Here is a 14,123-nt window from a genome sequence, read left to right as displayed (position 1 = left end):
TGATGGCTAGATTGATAGATGAGGGCATGATAGCCCAGTTGAGTAAGAAGCAAGGATATTTCTTGAAGTACTTTCCTGCAAGAATCCGTAATGTGGGTGAGGATGCCAAGGAAGACAGAAAGCTTATCTATGCGTTCAAGGATGCAAGGGATGATGCTTACAAGTTGGTGGCGCAGATGGTGGATGGCTATTTGAAGCGTGAGTATGGCGAGCAGGTGAAGGACATGGTTTTCCTATGTGTGCCAGCTAGCCGTCAGGAGGTGAACAAGAGCCGCTACAAGGAGTTCTGCAAGGAGGTGAGCCGATTGAGTGGTATCAAGAATGGTTATTCCCATCTTATCTTGATGGAAGACCGCTTGGCAGTTCATGAGCGCAGAAGAGGAAGAGAGAAGGAGATTTCCAAGGTGAGCATCATGGATTTTGACAAGCCTTTTTTCAAGGGTAAGCAAGTGCTCATCTTTGATGACATCATCACCACCGGTGGCTCTTATGCCATCTTTGCCGAGGAGGTGGAGAAACATGGCGCTCATGTGGTGGGAGGTTTGTTTTTAGCTAGAACACATTATATATATAAGAAGGTATGAATCAGATTTTCAAAATGCAGAGCGTTGTCTTCACCGGACATCGCTCTGTTCCAAAGGACAAGGAGCAGGAAGTGAGACAGCAGGTGAGAGGAAAGATAAGGTTGCTTTTCTCGTTAGGTTTCAGAAAGTTTGTTTCGGGCATGGCGTTAGGTTTTGACATGTTGGCAGCCGAGGAGGTTATCAAGCTGAAGGAGGAACTGAAGGGGGTAAAGTTGGTTGCGGTTATTCCTTACAGAGGTCAGAGTGGAAGGTGGGCTCCCCATCAGCGTGAGCGGTATCAGCGTATCTTGAATGAGGTGGATGAAGAAATAGTGCTCAGTGAGGGGTATTACAATGGTTGTCTGCTCAAGCGCAATGACTATATGTTAGCCCATGCAAGTGGCATCATCGCCTATTATGATGGCAAGCCAAAGGGAGGAACTTTCTACACCTGCAGAAAAGCCAGGCTGAAAGGATTGGACATCATCAATCTTTATCGATGAAATTTGAGGGTTTCTCGCCAAAAGGCGAGGAACTTTTTTTGTTTTTGGGGGTATATGAGGGAGTTTCGGCAGTTGTTATGCTAAGATGATACTCCAATTGTGTGCCAAATTAACCCTGTAAATTTAACATATAAGATGTTTGCATTTTAACATTTTAAAATGCGCTTCCATCATATCTAGAACATGTCATAAAGTCTTTATATACGGCGTTTTGGGGATTTTATATCTACTTTTTGGAGCTTCAAAACTTGCATAATAGGGTTTTGTATAAATGTTAAATATATAGTTATATAGCGAAAACGACTACTTTTTAAGTTTTCTTTTTTACTTTTGCACCCAGATTCAGGTAACATATCAATAATCGTATTAGAATAAAATGAAGATAAAAAAGTTAATTGTATTCGGTATGACCATGATGGCCATATTGGTTTCCTGTAAGCGACATCCTTCCTTCTCTTCGCCTGAGGAGGCATTACAGGGATGCAAGCAGCAGCTGGAGCTTTTGAAGCAGAAGCAGGATGCGTCCATTGAGGACCTTTCTTCTCTTACCTCCACTTGGCTGGAGGTACGGGATTCTGCCTACAGTAGTTTTGGCAGGGACTCTTCTCTCAACCTCAAGAGTCCGATGGCTGTGGCATATTTCATGGTGTCGGATTCCATACGGGCGGAAATCACCCGTTTGGCGTTTGTCAAGCCTCGCTCGCTTCATGAGGTGATGTATTTCAAGCTGAACACTGCCATGCAGCGGAAGGTGTTGGAGAAGAATGCCATCTTCAAGGATGCGGTGAAGTATTATGAGAAACTTGATACTTATCCGCTCTATCCATCATTGAAGACGACGCTTGCTGCCTATGGCAAACTGCTTTCCTCTGCCACGTCGTTCAAGCAGGGTGACGAGCTGATGAACTTCATAGCCTTGGAGGATAAATGCTTCAGGAGTTTGATGAAGTATCTTGCTCAGGTGGATACCGAGACCCTGCAGAAGCTTACCATGGGTACCACCCGGGTGTTTGATGGACTCTACTCATCTGTAGGGGCACAAGTGGATGATGTCAACGACAGAACCATGTTATATCTAAGCATGCGATTCAACCGGCGCATCATTCAGAATGCCTTGGCATGTAAGGAGGATATTTTGTCCAGAAGACGCCTTGGTAACACCCAGCAGGCCAACTATCGATGGATGCTCATCCAGCCTTTCATGGCCATTGACGACTATTCTGCTGCCGTGTTGACTGAGGAGCAGAGAGAGCAGCTTCTTGCCCTCTCAGATGACTTGCCTGGCTTGCTTGAAAGGTTGGATGCCAGGAAACATGTTCGAGACAAGGAAAATAACTTGACAGAGGTGTTGTCGGAGTATTTCCTTAAATCATATCTATCATCAATATTATAATTGCAATCAAATGATTAAGACATTAAGCGACTACAATCTTTTAGAGAGCGAGGAATGGAAGGATTCCATTAATACGCTCTTCCTGGAGTTGCGCAGCAAGCTCCCGGAATTCTTTAAGGAGGTTCCTCTACCTACGATTCCTCATGAGGATTACGTGGAAGTTGTCATACCTGCTTCCAAACAGGTAATGATGGAGGATTTGGTAGAGTGGTTGGAGAAGAAACTTGGGCTTCACATCCTCTATGCCAGCAAGCAGAACTATGGCAAGCTGTTAAAGGCGGCAGCTTATTCCACACCGGTGGATGGCAGTATGTTTATCATTCACATGGGGAGTGAGCAATATGGGGTCATTGATTCGTTGACGGTTCACTTTTACGACAGTGATGAAACCATGCTTTTGGGCATCCAGCATGTGCTCAGGGATGTTACCAGGGTGCCGGCAGAAGTTCTGGAGTATCAAAAGATGGATGAGATTCTCTCGTTCTTTTTCTAATTTAGCATATCTGTAAAAGATGGTGATGATTGTTTTGAAATGGCTCCTGGCTATGCTGCTTACATCGGTTCCCTTTGTATTCCACTATTGCATCAAGCCTAAGGCTGCCAGCTCTGATAAGTGGCGCAACTTCTATAGTTTCCTGTCTGCCCGAATGCCTTGGATGAAAAGGAAGGCGCTTGCCGTAAAGGCATGGATCTCCTATGTATATCACAAGATGTATAGAAGTGACAATGGAAGAAAATTCTTTACATTGATTCTTGTCATTTGTATGCTGGTGTTTCAGGTGGTGGACTTTCATGCAGCCAAGGAAGCCTGTTCGTTTCAGGTGGAATGTGCGGCCAAAGGGAAGGCTTTGAGCCTTACACCTTATGATATAGGATTGCCTGGCATTGTTGGTGAGGTTGAACTGGGTCCCAAGTCGTTCATGGAGAACATCCTTTATCCGTTTCAGACCTCTCTCTGGGTTTACATGGTGGCTTTGATGATGACGTTGCTGCTGTTTTCCTATAGGCTTGCCGACAGGGTGTTGGTTGGGATTCATGGGAGCAGATGCTTGCAAATTCTCCTTGCCTCTCTTGCTATTGTGGTGGCAGTGGTTGATTGTGGACGTGCCTTCCTGATGGGTGAGCTGATCTTTATCCTACTCATGGCCGGTATGGTTTATCCGTTCAAGCAGCTTCCGCCTGTTCCCGGGATGAAAAGCAGGTGGCGCAGCTTGGGTTCCTGGCCACGGGGAAGGAATGCTGCCTAGGAGCTTTTGAAAGAGCATCACAATCTTCAACTGTCTCTCAGGTAGATTATATAGTTAATGGTTATATCTAAAAGAAATATTCAAATGGTAAAAGAAAATAGTAGCAGTAGCGAATCGCTTCCGAAGGAGGAGAGATTCGTCATCAACATGTCGTCAGAGCTAATTGCTTATCTCTGTAACGACTATTCGTATCGCAATCCCAACAGATTCTCTCGCTTGAAGGCTTTGCAGGCTTTGCTTATCCGTTTCCAAAAGGCCAAGCTCGCTTCCAAGGACATGGATGTCAACATCGCGCAACTGGTGAAGGCATGGGGATGGAGTCGCCCGGCGGTGCTGGCCTTTGTTGACCAGCTTCAAAAGTATGAGATTCTGGAGGTGTGCAACATGGTAACCAGTAAGGTGGTGCATTTGAAGCCCAGCATCTTCAGCTCCGGGCTTTCTCCAACTCCTGGTGGATAGCCTCTCTTCAGCCCTCTTTCCTGGAAGATGGGCACGATGGATAAAATCATTTTCGGCTTCGGTCAGGTGTCCTGCCATATCAGGAAAACTGCTTCTATCGAAGGCTCGTTTTCCAGGGGCGCTTGCGCCGGAAACCGCACTTTTTTACATCAGGGGGGAGCCTAATCCCCGGTTTCAGGGCTAACGCTTTGAAACACGGAGGCTTACCTGCCAATTTCTTGGCGACTTCGTGCGGCAAGCCGAGGTAAGCGATTAGGCTTAGGGAAAGTTCCTAAGAACCCTTCAGTCCCTGCTGACAAACAATGGAAGTTATGGCAAAACAAGTACTCGACATTAGAGCCGGAAAAGGCATGACAACCTCTCAGAGCAATGAGTTTCTGCGCAATGCTAATGGTGGCGAAAGGTTGAAGCGTTGGAGCGGCAACTATGATTCTACTCGCGAGCACCTGAATTTTGAGATTAAGAAAGGTGGGGTGATTTGTGAGGTGGACAAGAAAACATCTGTCCCCAAAAGAATCAGGATGCTGCTTGAGGAACGAAAGATTTGGGACCCGAACAGGGGTAGGGATCCGCCGTTTTTCCGTACGGTGGCCAATATCATTTTAGGGGGTTCCAGGGATCAGATGCATCGTCTGGCCTTTGGTGACCAGGTGGTGAACCTCAAAAAAGGGGCTGATAACTCTAATATTGTCCGGCATCCGGAGATAGAAGAATGGGCTAAGGACATGTATAAATTTGTATGTGAAAGGTTTGGTGAACAGAATATAGCATCCTTTATCGTGCATCTGGATGAAACCAATCCTCATGTGCATTGTACAATGCTTCCCATTACTGAGAACAATAAGTTTTCCTGGAAGTCTTATTTCGGTGAGTTGAAGACGGATGGTCTCAGAATTTACAGCAGTCTTCACAATGACATCGCTAAGATTAATCAGAAGTATGGTCTGGAGCGTGGTGATAGAATTTCTGAAACAGGAGCCCGGCATCGTTCCACGGAGGAATACCACGCAGAGCTTCGGGAAAAATTAATGAGTGAGAATGAGCAGCTATCTCAAACCATCGAGGGGCAGCAGACTGTCATCAGGGAGCAGCGCGCTACTTTGAGTGGCTTGGAGAAAGACATCAAACATGCCACTGCCAGGTTCAAGGCCCTTCAGACCATGATTGCCAATTTGGAATCTAAGAAGAATCGGTTGTTGGAGGAGGTTGAGCAACTCAAGCGAGACCGTGATTCCGGAAAGATTAGTGCCGAAGAGGCAAAGATCAGGCTTGATAGGATTCAGAAGGAACTGGAAGATGTGGATGAGAAAATTGCTGACAAGACTCAAAAACTTCATACTGCAGAGTTACAGCTTGCCCAGTTGCAAAGCAAGACCCTCTCGGCTGAGAGAAAGTTTGAAGAGGTACAGAAGAAGCTTCAGAAGGAAGTACCTCTGCTCAGCAAGGCCACCGTCAAGGAAATGCAGCAAATGGGGTATATGATGATGGCTACCGATGCCAAGCACCGGGTAGCCAAATATCATGAGTTTCTTTCTTCGCTTCCTTTTGAACAGAGGCAAGTGGCAAGGCAGACAGGAGACATTCTCTTTGATGGTTCCATAGCAGAGACCATCATGGATAATGCCGTTCAGGTGACTTCCATTGCCGCTGCTCTATATCTGGGCTATCTGGATGCTGCCACTAAGATTTCACAATCCGGTGGTGGCGGTGGCGGACCAGGCACAGGATGGGGAAAGCGTGATGATGAAGATGACCTGGCATTCCGCCAGCGTTGCTTCTTCATGGCCCTTCACATGATGAGACCTTCTCAGAAGGTTCAAAGAAAACGATAGGAGTGGATATACCGTCTGCTCTTTCTCTTTACTTGATAGTTAGATAGTTGATCGGCTTTTGCTTGTAGTTTGCATCTTTCATGCCGATGAACTATCTAAGCTTTACCCACCAGAAGTAAGACAGGAAGTAGGCTAGATGATGAAAGTCTTTTATCGTCTAGCCTGTCTTCTTTGCTTTATATTCATATTATCAGTGATTTACATGCAATGAGGTAAACGGTTTCGTAGTTCTGATAATTTTACAATTCTTGCTTTTCTATCCTTTTTAATATCTAAGGCATGTTTGATGTTTAGTAGTCTGTAAAGTGTAAATCAATGTTTAGCATACCTGCTTTATCCATGCAAAGAGGGTGTGTCATAAGTCTGTGACGCACCCTCGTTGGGTTATATCTATTGTTTTCATCTGTAGTTTTGAGCATACATCCTCGTTTTTATAATTTTGTCGCATCATAATCCCACCAGGCTTTTTATCGTGTGGGGTGTATATGTAGTGTGTCATGCTTACCTTATATGCAAATGCTATCTTCTGTTTCTGCCAAGGCATGTTGTCTTATACATACAGTTGCTGCTGATTGCTCTTTGTGGAGCACTGATGTGAATGGTGCCAATGGTGGATTTTCGGCTTTCCTATCAAATTTTAAAGTGGTTGGAATATAGAGCTTTAGAAATGAACCATTATGAACCATTTTTCTGAATCTCGATGTAAGTGATGCAAGAAATTTGTAACTGTCTGATAATCGGAATGGTAGAGAAATGCATTTCATACGCCTCTCAACTTAAAAACAGAAAATCTTAGTGAAAATCAATATTTTAACATTTATAATTTGTGTGTTTACATTTTTTTTAGTATTTTTGCAACGTATTTCTGTGTTTCTCATAGAGAGATGCAGGAGAGTGTGAAGAGTTAAGAACTTATAATATGGCTTTCGCCCTAAGCAGAATGTTTATGAAGTACAATTTGCTAAACACTAGCCTGTTCGCATCATGTATGTGTAAGGTTGAAAGACATAAAAGTATTGAAGATTAGTGGAAGTTAGTCTATTGGTTTTTCAATGCTGTGATACATTTCACAACCCCAATAACTCGGGAAGAGGCATCTTTTCAGGGGAAGCCGAAATATGTCTTGCGACCAAATCTGGTTGGATGTTTGGTTACACTTTTTAACTCTTTCCTTGTGTTTACAATTCAAATTCAAAATCCTGTATGTGGTTAATAGTCAAGACTGATGTTTTTTCAGAGCAGCAATCCATAGATTTTCTGCGTGAAAAATACAATCATATCATCACCGACTTCTATTTTCCTTTAGGAAGAAAAACCTACAAGAACGAAAATGGAGAAGTGAAGGTACGCTTCGTGCCGGTCTTACAGGGAATGTTCTTCATCAGAGTGCAAAATGAAAGGCGTTTGAAGAAGGTTCTCTCCCCATATGGCTACTTTATGTACAAGGGTTTTGAAATGGAACCGCATACTTCCGAACTGGTAGAACGCACCTTCTTTACCAAGGCGCATATCCTATCTGCTGACAGCAAGCAGATGTCATTGGACGAAATAGTAAGACAGTCAAAAATCCCTGATGAGGATATGGAGACTTTTGTCTATTTCAATGACAGAATAGGTGATGACATCAAAGGATTGAGTATCGTCGAAAAGCGTTACAGCGACTTGGTCAAGGAGAATGACACCATCCGCATCCTCTCCGGGCCTCTGGCTGGTCGGGTTGGCGTTATCAAGCAAATCAAGCATAAAGGTAAGAAAGACCGTCATCTTTTGGTTCGCTTTGGAAACAACTACTGTCTCAGTATCTCCAATATCCGCCAATACGCCTTGCAGATAGAGCATGAGGCTCCTTCTGAATCCGTGGGTGCATGGCGGGCTATTGACCAGATGATCGGTTATCTGCAGATGAAGGAACCTTCGAAAAATGCAGGGGATCTATTACGCAAGCTCTTCATGAATTATCAGAAGAAATTGACTATATATCACAACCGTCAAACTTCTGATATCGCCTACAGTAAGATGATGGCAAACAGGAAGGATGTCCAGCAACAGAAGGTGCTTGAAAATTTAGATGAATCGATGTGGAAGAACTTCCGCATCCTGGCCAACTACCTCCCTTGTGATAATGCAACCCTCGAACAGGGATTGAAGGAACTGATTCCAGATGTCGTTCTCCGTCCGTTTCTCACGCCTGCTTCAGGCATTGATATTCCTGATGGACAAGGTTACCATGTATTACAGCATAATGGAATTACGGAATTCATCTTTCCATGCAATCTTCGGGAATTCTTCAGGGGCAAGGAATATGAGGCAGACAAATATGCACCAGTCTTCGATGAGGACTATGAGTATGATGCTCATTTCGCACTTTTGAAGACTGTAGAAGGCAAGGTAAAGGCTATCTGTTCATGGGGGGGGTTCTATGACAATTATGCTTCTCAAAGTAAAGATGAAAGAGCTCTGTTCCTTTCAGACCTGGAAGCAAAGAAATATTCCCGATTGCTCTACCTGCTTACACAAAGCGACTATCGGTTTGAAAAGATTGATGGAATCGGGGGCTTTTCGCTAGAGACAGGTATTGAATACCCTGATGATATGGAGGAGTTGGGGAGAAGAGCTCATGAGTTCTTCACTCTTCATTCATCTCTCTTTACTTCCCTCACCGCAGCAGCCGTAGAAGTATGGCAGGGAGCGCGTCTCCTGATTTGGCGTAAGTATCTCCAGCGCTACGTCTTGCTTCATAAGGTGCCTGTCATCGACCAGCCTTCTGTCATCACTGTTGATTCCAAGCAGGAAGATGCATTTGCAAAGACTGACGGCAAATCGGATATGACAAAGATAGCCGCAGTTTTGAATGATGCGAAGGAAATCATAGAGAACCATCTGGCAAAGGAAGAAATGGCGTATGCTATATTACGGTTCCTTTCCACCTCATTGGTATTCTCTTCCCATTTTGCAGAAGATGAGCTATATAATTATATTACAGATTCATTTCATCCGGACAACACGCTTTCTGAGTTGTTCCATAAAATTGTAGGGAAAATCACTCAGATGGATCACAGTTCTTCAATAGTCAGCCATCTTCACAAAGGAATGGTAGAGTTGCAGGAACAAGATTCGTGGATATACTTCAAGTTCCCATCCTATCTCAAGCAGATTCAGGCGATAGATAAGATGGTAAGATATAAAGAAGGAATTAAAAATTAATATTATGCTGAAACTGAAACAGGTAATTCTTAGAAAAATTGTAAGCATCCAACCCCTATTTTGGCGGTTTGAACAATAAGTGCTACCTTTGCGCCATGTTAAACATTAAATGTTATAAGTATGGCAATAAGTAGTAAAGATCTTGAGAGCCTGTGGCAACGCTATAAAGCGGAGGCAGTACCAGCAGGCATTTCGGTAAATCAATTTTTCGAATCCAATGGAGTTCCTTATCATGTATTTGAAAAGTGGTATAAGAAGAAGTTCCAGGCTCCAAATGTTGTGGAGTGTGTTGTTGCAGGTGCGCCAGATTCAACCAGTGCAGTTCCAACACCATCCAAGCAGGGTAATATGGTGCCGTAAAATATAAGTATATTCCCAACTATCAGGATATGCGTGGAGGTTATGACAAGCTTTGTGGAGTGATACGCTCTTTGGGCGAAGATCCAGAGGATGGCACCGCTTACGTGTTTCAGAGTGTTGTAGAAAGCTTTAAGGTTGGCTTGTTAAGCCCTGTTTTCGATGTTTTGCGATACTGCAAACATGTCTGACATAGGGTGGTATTACGACTAACGTTAAGTCTCTAAAATAGCGTAAAATACTGAATATTAGATTGTTAAATAAGTTTTATGCGTTTTGTTGAGTCTCATAATATGATTATCTTTGCATCTGCAAACGTTTCATATTATGGCAGATATACATATAGACATAGAGCGCATGATAATGCATTCCAATTACTTGCTGGAGGTGGGGAAATCTTCGGCAAGTGATGGATTATCGGATATGGAACGTAAGCAATATCTAGATCAGATAAAGGAATTGGTTCAGACTGTCCAGACACTTCTGGATGCCAATATTGCCTTGGGTAATAAGCAAAAGGAACTACAGGCAGAGGCAGATCGTAAGATTGCCGGTTTGCAGGAGCAGGTTGACAAGCTTACTGGAGAACTGCAAGCCCGTAGGCGTAAGATGCATGGCAAGAACAATGAGTGGACGTGAGATGTATCGCATGGTTAATGAGAAGATGCGTATGTCTAAGTCTACTATTTTGTCAACTTGACCACCAAGGTCTGCTATTATCTGTATGGCAGTCGTAAGAAAGAGGTTATCAAGGAGTTTCTTGGTGACTTCAAGGGCACGTTGATGACCGATGCCTATGCTGCATACCTTTACTTCAATAAGTTGAAGGACTGTACTCATGTATGTTGCTGGTCGCACGTTAGAAGACTGTTTGTCTCGGCGAGTCGTGACTACAAGGATACCTTGGCACAGGCATTCATAGACTTGATCGGTATATTATATAAGGTCGAAGTTGAAAATCAAGTGTTGGGTCGCACAGAAAAAGAGATAGTCAAGCATCGAGGTGAGGAATCCCTACCAGTTTTACACGACCTCTATCAGCAAGCGACGGCACTGTTGCAACAGTTTGAGAAAAACGAGATTAAGCTCTCTGCTAAGTTACAACAAGCCTTGACATATATGACCAAGCATTGGGAAGAGCTGATGGCATATACTAAGATAGGCAGCGTCTTGATAGACAACAACTGTTGTGAACGCGCAGTCCGCCCATTCACAAATCTCCGAAAGAACTTCGGTGGATTTAGCAGTGAGCAGGGTGCCAGAGTCACAGCAACCTTCCTTACTTTCGTTGAAACCTGCAAGCTAATGGCAATGGCTCCACTGGATTTCTTCAGGGGATTCTTTGACATGATTGTAGCTGGAAGAAGGGATTATGCCTTGATGACAGAGGCACTTTTAGTTAAACCTGTTTAAAAATCAGAAAAGTCCAATTTCTTAAAATACCCTGTATCCCCAGTAAACACTGGAGAAGGAGTTGTATTGTCATAGGGGTTGGATGCTTACCACTGTTGACACTAAGGAAAAATGGACTTTAGTTAAAGAAGTTGCTACGACAGAAATCGAACTGAAGAATTTAGAATTTACATATGATCCAGAATTGTACTTAGATATGTTTTCTATAAAAGGCGCATGGTTTAAATTTAAAGCTATTGTTGGAGAGCATGATGGTATCTATAAATTGTTCATTGAAAGTCGTGATGCTTTGCATGAATATATAGATCTTCCTGTCCCAAGCATCCACCTTTTACAAAACGCTGTAGCAGATAATTATGGATATAGATTGATTCGCCGTTCTTCTAAGCAAATGCTCTAATAATAAGGCGGTCCCATCCCGCACAACCATGGCGAAGACCTTTGATGGTGCGCCAACCTTATAGCGCAGCGGTTCTGAGCACCGGAGGGCGGTTACATCCTCTCGTCCCTGAGGGAAGAGAGGCTTGGTGAGAAAAGTGGAGCTCTCCTTGCAGGAGAGACGGAGAGGTAGAAAAACTCCTTCTTTAACGGTAAGGAAGGACGGGTAGGTTTTCGAAAAAATAACAATATCATGATGAATAATTTCAAAGATATAAAAGTAGCAGTAACTAGTACCGGTACGGTGCCAGTCTGGATGCTGTAGAGAATGAAGTTTATACATTTAATATTTTCCAAGAAATAAACTTATGAGAGATAGAAACAATCAGAATGGCTCTTCTCAGACGCCATACTCTGGGATACTATATAAACTCAAAGTATCCCTCTTTGCGAATAAATTGACGAATTGGTATTTTTCAAAGGCAACCCTGCCATATTGGTGCATTCTCGCCCTCGATAGCATTGCTATCGTCATAGCGGGTATGATAGCAACCTATATCGCAGAAGGAGGCGAGGTGATAGCTTCCCATTTCTGGAACTACCTCCTCATGTTCGTCTGCTCCCTGCCACTCTTCGTGGTAGGTATGCGTATGTTCCATACCTATTCCGGTATCATGCGCTACTCATCATTCGTTGACCTGCTTCGCATTTCCGGAGCCCTCGTTGTCGGTTTCATCTTGAATTGCGTACTTCTCCTGATGATTCCAGAAAATATCCTTTGCGAGATTACCACAGAGTCCATTGTCGTCATGCTCTTCATCTCCATGATTGAGATGTGGACGATGCGAATCCTCGTGAAGTATATGTACGACTCCAGTTTTTCAGCTGAAACCAAGATTCCGGTTTTCATACTCGGAGTAAGAGAGGGTGGTATCTCCTTGGCAAAGTCCATGCGCAACGACCATCCTTCACAGTATGTCGTCAAAGGATTCACTACCGAAGAAACCGCAATGGTAGGCAGATTCCTGCTGGGTTGCGAAGTCTATTCCTATGATGAGACTTTGACAGGCGTCATGCACAAGATGAATGTCAAGACCCTCTTCGTAAGCCCTCTGGTCACAGAGAAGTTCCTGGAGAAGCAGGATATGATCGACAAGCTTACCGCAGAAGGTATCAAGATTATGATGATGCCGAAGGCACAGAGCTGGGACGGCAAGTCAAACCTCCGTCATCAGATGATGCGAGAGGTGGATATCGAAGACCTTCTTCCACGAGACAAAATCGAAGTGGATATGAATGCGATAGGAAAGCTCCTCAGCGGTCGCACCATTCTGATTACGGGAGCAGCCGGAAGTATCGGTTCCGAGATGGTAAAGCAGATTGCCATCTATAAGCCACAGCGCCTGATTCTCGTTGATGAAGCTGAGACCCCAATGCACGATGTCCGCCTCTTCATGAACAAGAACTATGCCGATATCCCTTGCGAAACCATCGTAACCAGCATAACCAATGCCACCCGTATGGAGCGCATCTTCTCCGAGAATTATCCTGACTATGTCTTCCATGCCGCAGCCTATAAGCATGTACCGATGATGGAGGACAATCCAGCCGAGGCAGTACAGAATAATATATATGGTACGCGCGTGATAGCCGATATGGCAGTGAAGTACGGCACCAGGAAGTTTGTGATGATCTCTACCGATAAGGCTGTGAATCCAACCAACGTGATGGGCTGCAGCAAGCGAATCTGCGAGATCTATTGCCAGGCATTGAACAAGGCGATTGTGGATGGCGAAGTAAAGGGCGTTACCCAGTTTGTCACTACACGATTCGGCAATGTCTTGGGCAGTAACGGTTCCGTTATCCCAATCTTCAAGAAGCAGATAGCGATGGGCGGTCCTATCACTGTCACCCATCCTGACATCATCCGTTTCTTCATGCTCATTCCAGAAGCCTGCAAATTGGTATTGGAGGCAGGAACCATGGGTAAGGGAGGCGAGATTTTCGTCTTCGATATGGGTAAGCCAGTCCGCATCGCCGATTTGGCAAAGCGTATGATAGCCCTTTCTGGAATAGATGGCATCGACATCAAGTACGTTGGACTCCGAGATGGAGAGAAACTCTTCGAGGAAGTTCTGAACGACAAAGAAGCCACCATTCCAACCCATCATCCAAAGATCATGGTAGCCAAGGTTCGTGAGTATCCATACGAGTTGGCACGCAAGAACGAGGAAGACCTCTATCAGCTCTCCTTCACCTACGATGATATGGCAATCGTGAAGAAGATGAAGGAGATCGTACCAGAGTACAAGAGCCAGCACTCAAAGTACGCCGAGCTTGACAATAATTAAACATTCAACATTTAACATTAAAACAAGATGTTATTACTTTTATTAATACTTTTTGGTGTCCTCTCCGTCCTCGCCCTCCTCATCATCCTCTGGGATTATTTCAAACATGGAGGTGCAGCGGTATGGGACACAGAACATCCAGGCAGAATCATTACCCAGAAGGTAGCGAAGAACAGAAAGAAGAAATAATCCCACCGATACTCACCGATTATCACGGATAGGGTTATGCTCCATAAGTATGATACTTAGCTATCGTAACCATAATACTTAGCGGTCGTAACCATAATACTTAGCCATCGTAACTATCTTGTTGTAAGCGTCCAAAAACGGATTTGGTGATTTGAGAAAGAAGATGTAACTTTGTCGCCAGTAATTTTAAACGTAAGTAAAATGTACAGCGACAAAGACTTTCAGACATTCTGG

14 protein-coding genes are annotated in these 14,123 nt (G+C 44.1%); all 14 read left to right on the top strand.

Features of this window, described 5'->3' with window-relative positions:
* The first annotated feature begins 2 nt into the window (after positions 1 to 2).
* The 14 genes from ACTQ16_RS14855 (at position 3) to ACTQ16_RS14790 (ending at position 13,889) form a co-directional block, all read left to right on the top strand.
* Positions 3 to 584: a phosphoribosyltransferase gene (locus ACTQ16_RS14855; protein WP_264949438.1), complete on the top strand. Its 582-nt coding sequence runs from the start codon at positions 3 to 5 to the stop codon at positions 582 to 584.
* Positions 581 to 1,066, top strand: a complete 486-nt coding sequence (locus ACTQ16_RS14850) for an SLOG family protein (RefSeq protein ID WP_441938128.1) — start codon at positions 581 to 583, stop codon at positions 1,064 to 1,066. Before ACTQ16_RS14855 ends, ACTQ16_RS14850 begins: the two co-directional genes overlap by 4 nt.
* Positions 1,067 to 1,442: 376 nt before the next feature.
* On the top strand, positions 1,443 to 2,459 hold the full coding sequence (locus ACTQ16_RS14845; protein ID WP_441938126.1) for a hypothetical protein: 1,017 nt from the start codon (positions 1,443 to 1,445) through the stop codon (positions 2,457 to 2,459).
* A gap of 10 nt (positions 2,460 to 2,469) precedes the next feature.
* Positions 2,470 to 2,952, top strand: a complete 483-nt coding sequence (locus ACTQ16_RS14840; RefSeq protein ID WP_287595457.1) for a hypothetical protein — start codon at positions 2,470 to 2,472, stop codon at positions 2,950 to 2,952.
* A gap of 25 nt (positions 2,953 to 2,977) precedes the next feature.
* On the top strand, positions 2,978 to 3,706 hold the full coding sequence (locus tag ACTQ16_RS14835; protein WP_441938124.1) for a hypothetical protein: 729 nt from the start codon (positions 2,978 to 2,980) through the stop codon (positions 3,704 to 3,706).
* 84 nt (positions 3,707 to 3,790) lie between these two features.
* On the top strand, positions 3,791 to 4,165 hold the full coding sequence (locus tag ACTQ16_RS14830; RefSeq protein WP_441938123.1) for a hypothetical protein: 375 nt from the start codon (positions 3,791 to 3,793) through the stop codon (positions 4,163 to 4,165).
* A 311-nt stretch (positions 4,166 to 4,476) separates the two neighbouring features.
* Positions 4,477 to 5,997 carry a MobV family relaxase gene (mobV, locus tag ACTQ16_RS14825; RefSeq protein ID WP_441938121.1) on the top strand — a complete coding sequence of 507 codons (1,521 nt, stop codon included), beginning with the start codon at positions 4,477 to 4,479 and terminating at the stop codon, positions 5,995 to 5,997.
* A gap of 1,203 nt (positions 5,998 to 7,200) precedes the next feature.
* A complete protein-coding gene (locus tag ACTQ16_RS14820) occupies positions 7,201 to 9,201 on the top strand; it encodes a hypothetical protein (RefSeq protein WP_441938119.1) in 2,001 nt (666 codons plus the stop codon).
* Between the two features lie 120 nt (positions 9,202 to 9,321).
* A complete protein-coding gene (locus ACTQ16_RS14815; RefSeq protein WP_441195502.1) occupies positions 9,322 to 9,561 on the top strand; it encodes a hypothetical protein in 240 nt (79 codons plus the stop codon).
* Between the two features lie 324 nt (positions 9,562 to 9,885).
* Entirely contained in the window at positions 9,886 to 10,197 is a 312-nt protein-coding gene (locus tag ACTQ16_RS14810; protein WP_195838409.1) for a hypothetical protein, read from the top strand.
* Positions 10,198 to 10,254: 57 nt separating this feature from the next.
* Entirely contained in the window at positions 10,255 to 10,971 is a 717-nt protein-coding gene (locus ACTQ16_RS14805; protein ID WP_441938118.1) for an IS66 family transposase, read from the top strand.
* A gap of 82 nt (positions 10,972 to 11,053) precedes the next feature.
* Complete coding sequence (locus tag ACTQ16_RS14800; RefSeq protein ID WP_441938117.1) at positions 11,054 to 11,371, top strand: hypothetical protein; 318 nt, start codon at positions 11,054 to 11,056, stop codon at positions 11,369 to 11,371.
* Positions 11,372 to 11,717: 346 nt separating this feature from the next.
* Positions 11,718 to 13,700 (top strand): polysaccharide biosynthesis protein, encoded by a 1,983-nt coding sequence (locus tag ACTQ16_RS14795; RefSeq protein ID WP_441938116.1) that lies wholly within the window; start codon positions 11,718 to 11,720, stop codon positions 13,698 to 13,700.
* Positions 13,701 to 13,727: 27 nt separating this feature from the next.
* Positions 13,728 to 13,889 (top strand): hypothetical protein, encoded by a 162-nt coding sequence (locus tag ACTQ16_RS14790; RefSeq protein WP_441938115.1) that lies wholly within the window; start codon positions 13,728 to 13,730, stop codon positions 13,887 to 13,889.
* Positions 13,890 to 14,123 lie beyond the last annotated feature (234 nt).

The sequence above is a fragment of the Prevotella sp. LCP21S3_D2 genome (genome assembly GCF_052118345.1).
In the GTDB taxonomy this organism is placed as follows: domain Bacteria; phylum Bacteroidota; class Bacteroidia; order Bacteroidales; family Bacteroidaceae; genus Prevotella.
The sequence above is the reverse complement of the archived record's forward strand: the minus strand, read 5'-3'. Positions and strand labels throughout refer to the sequence as shown.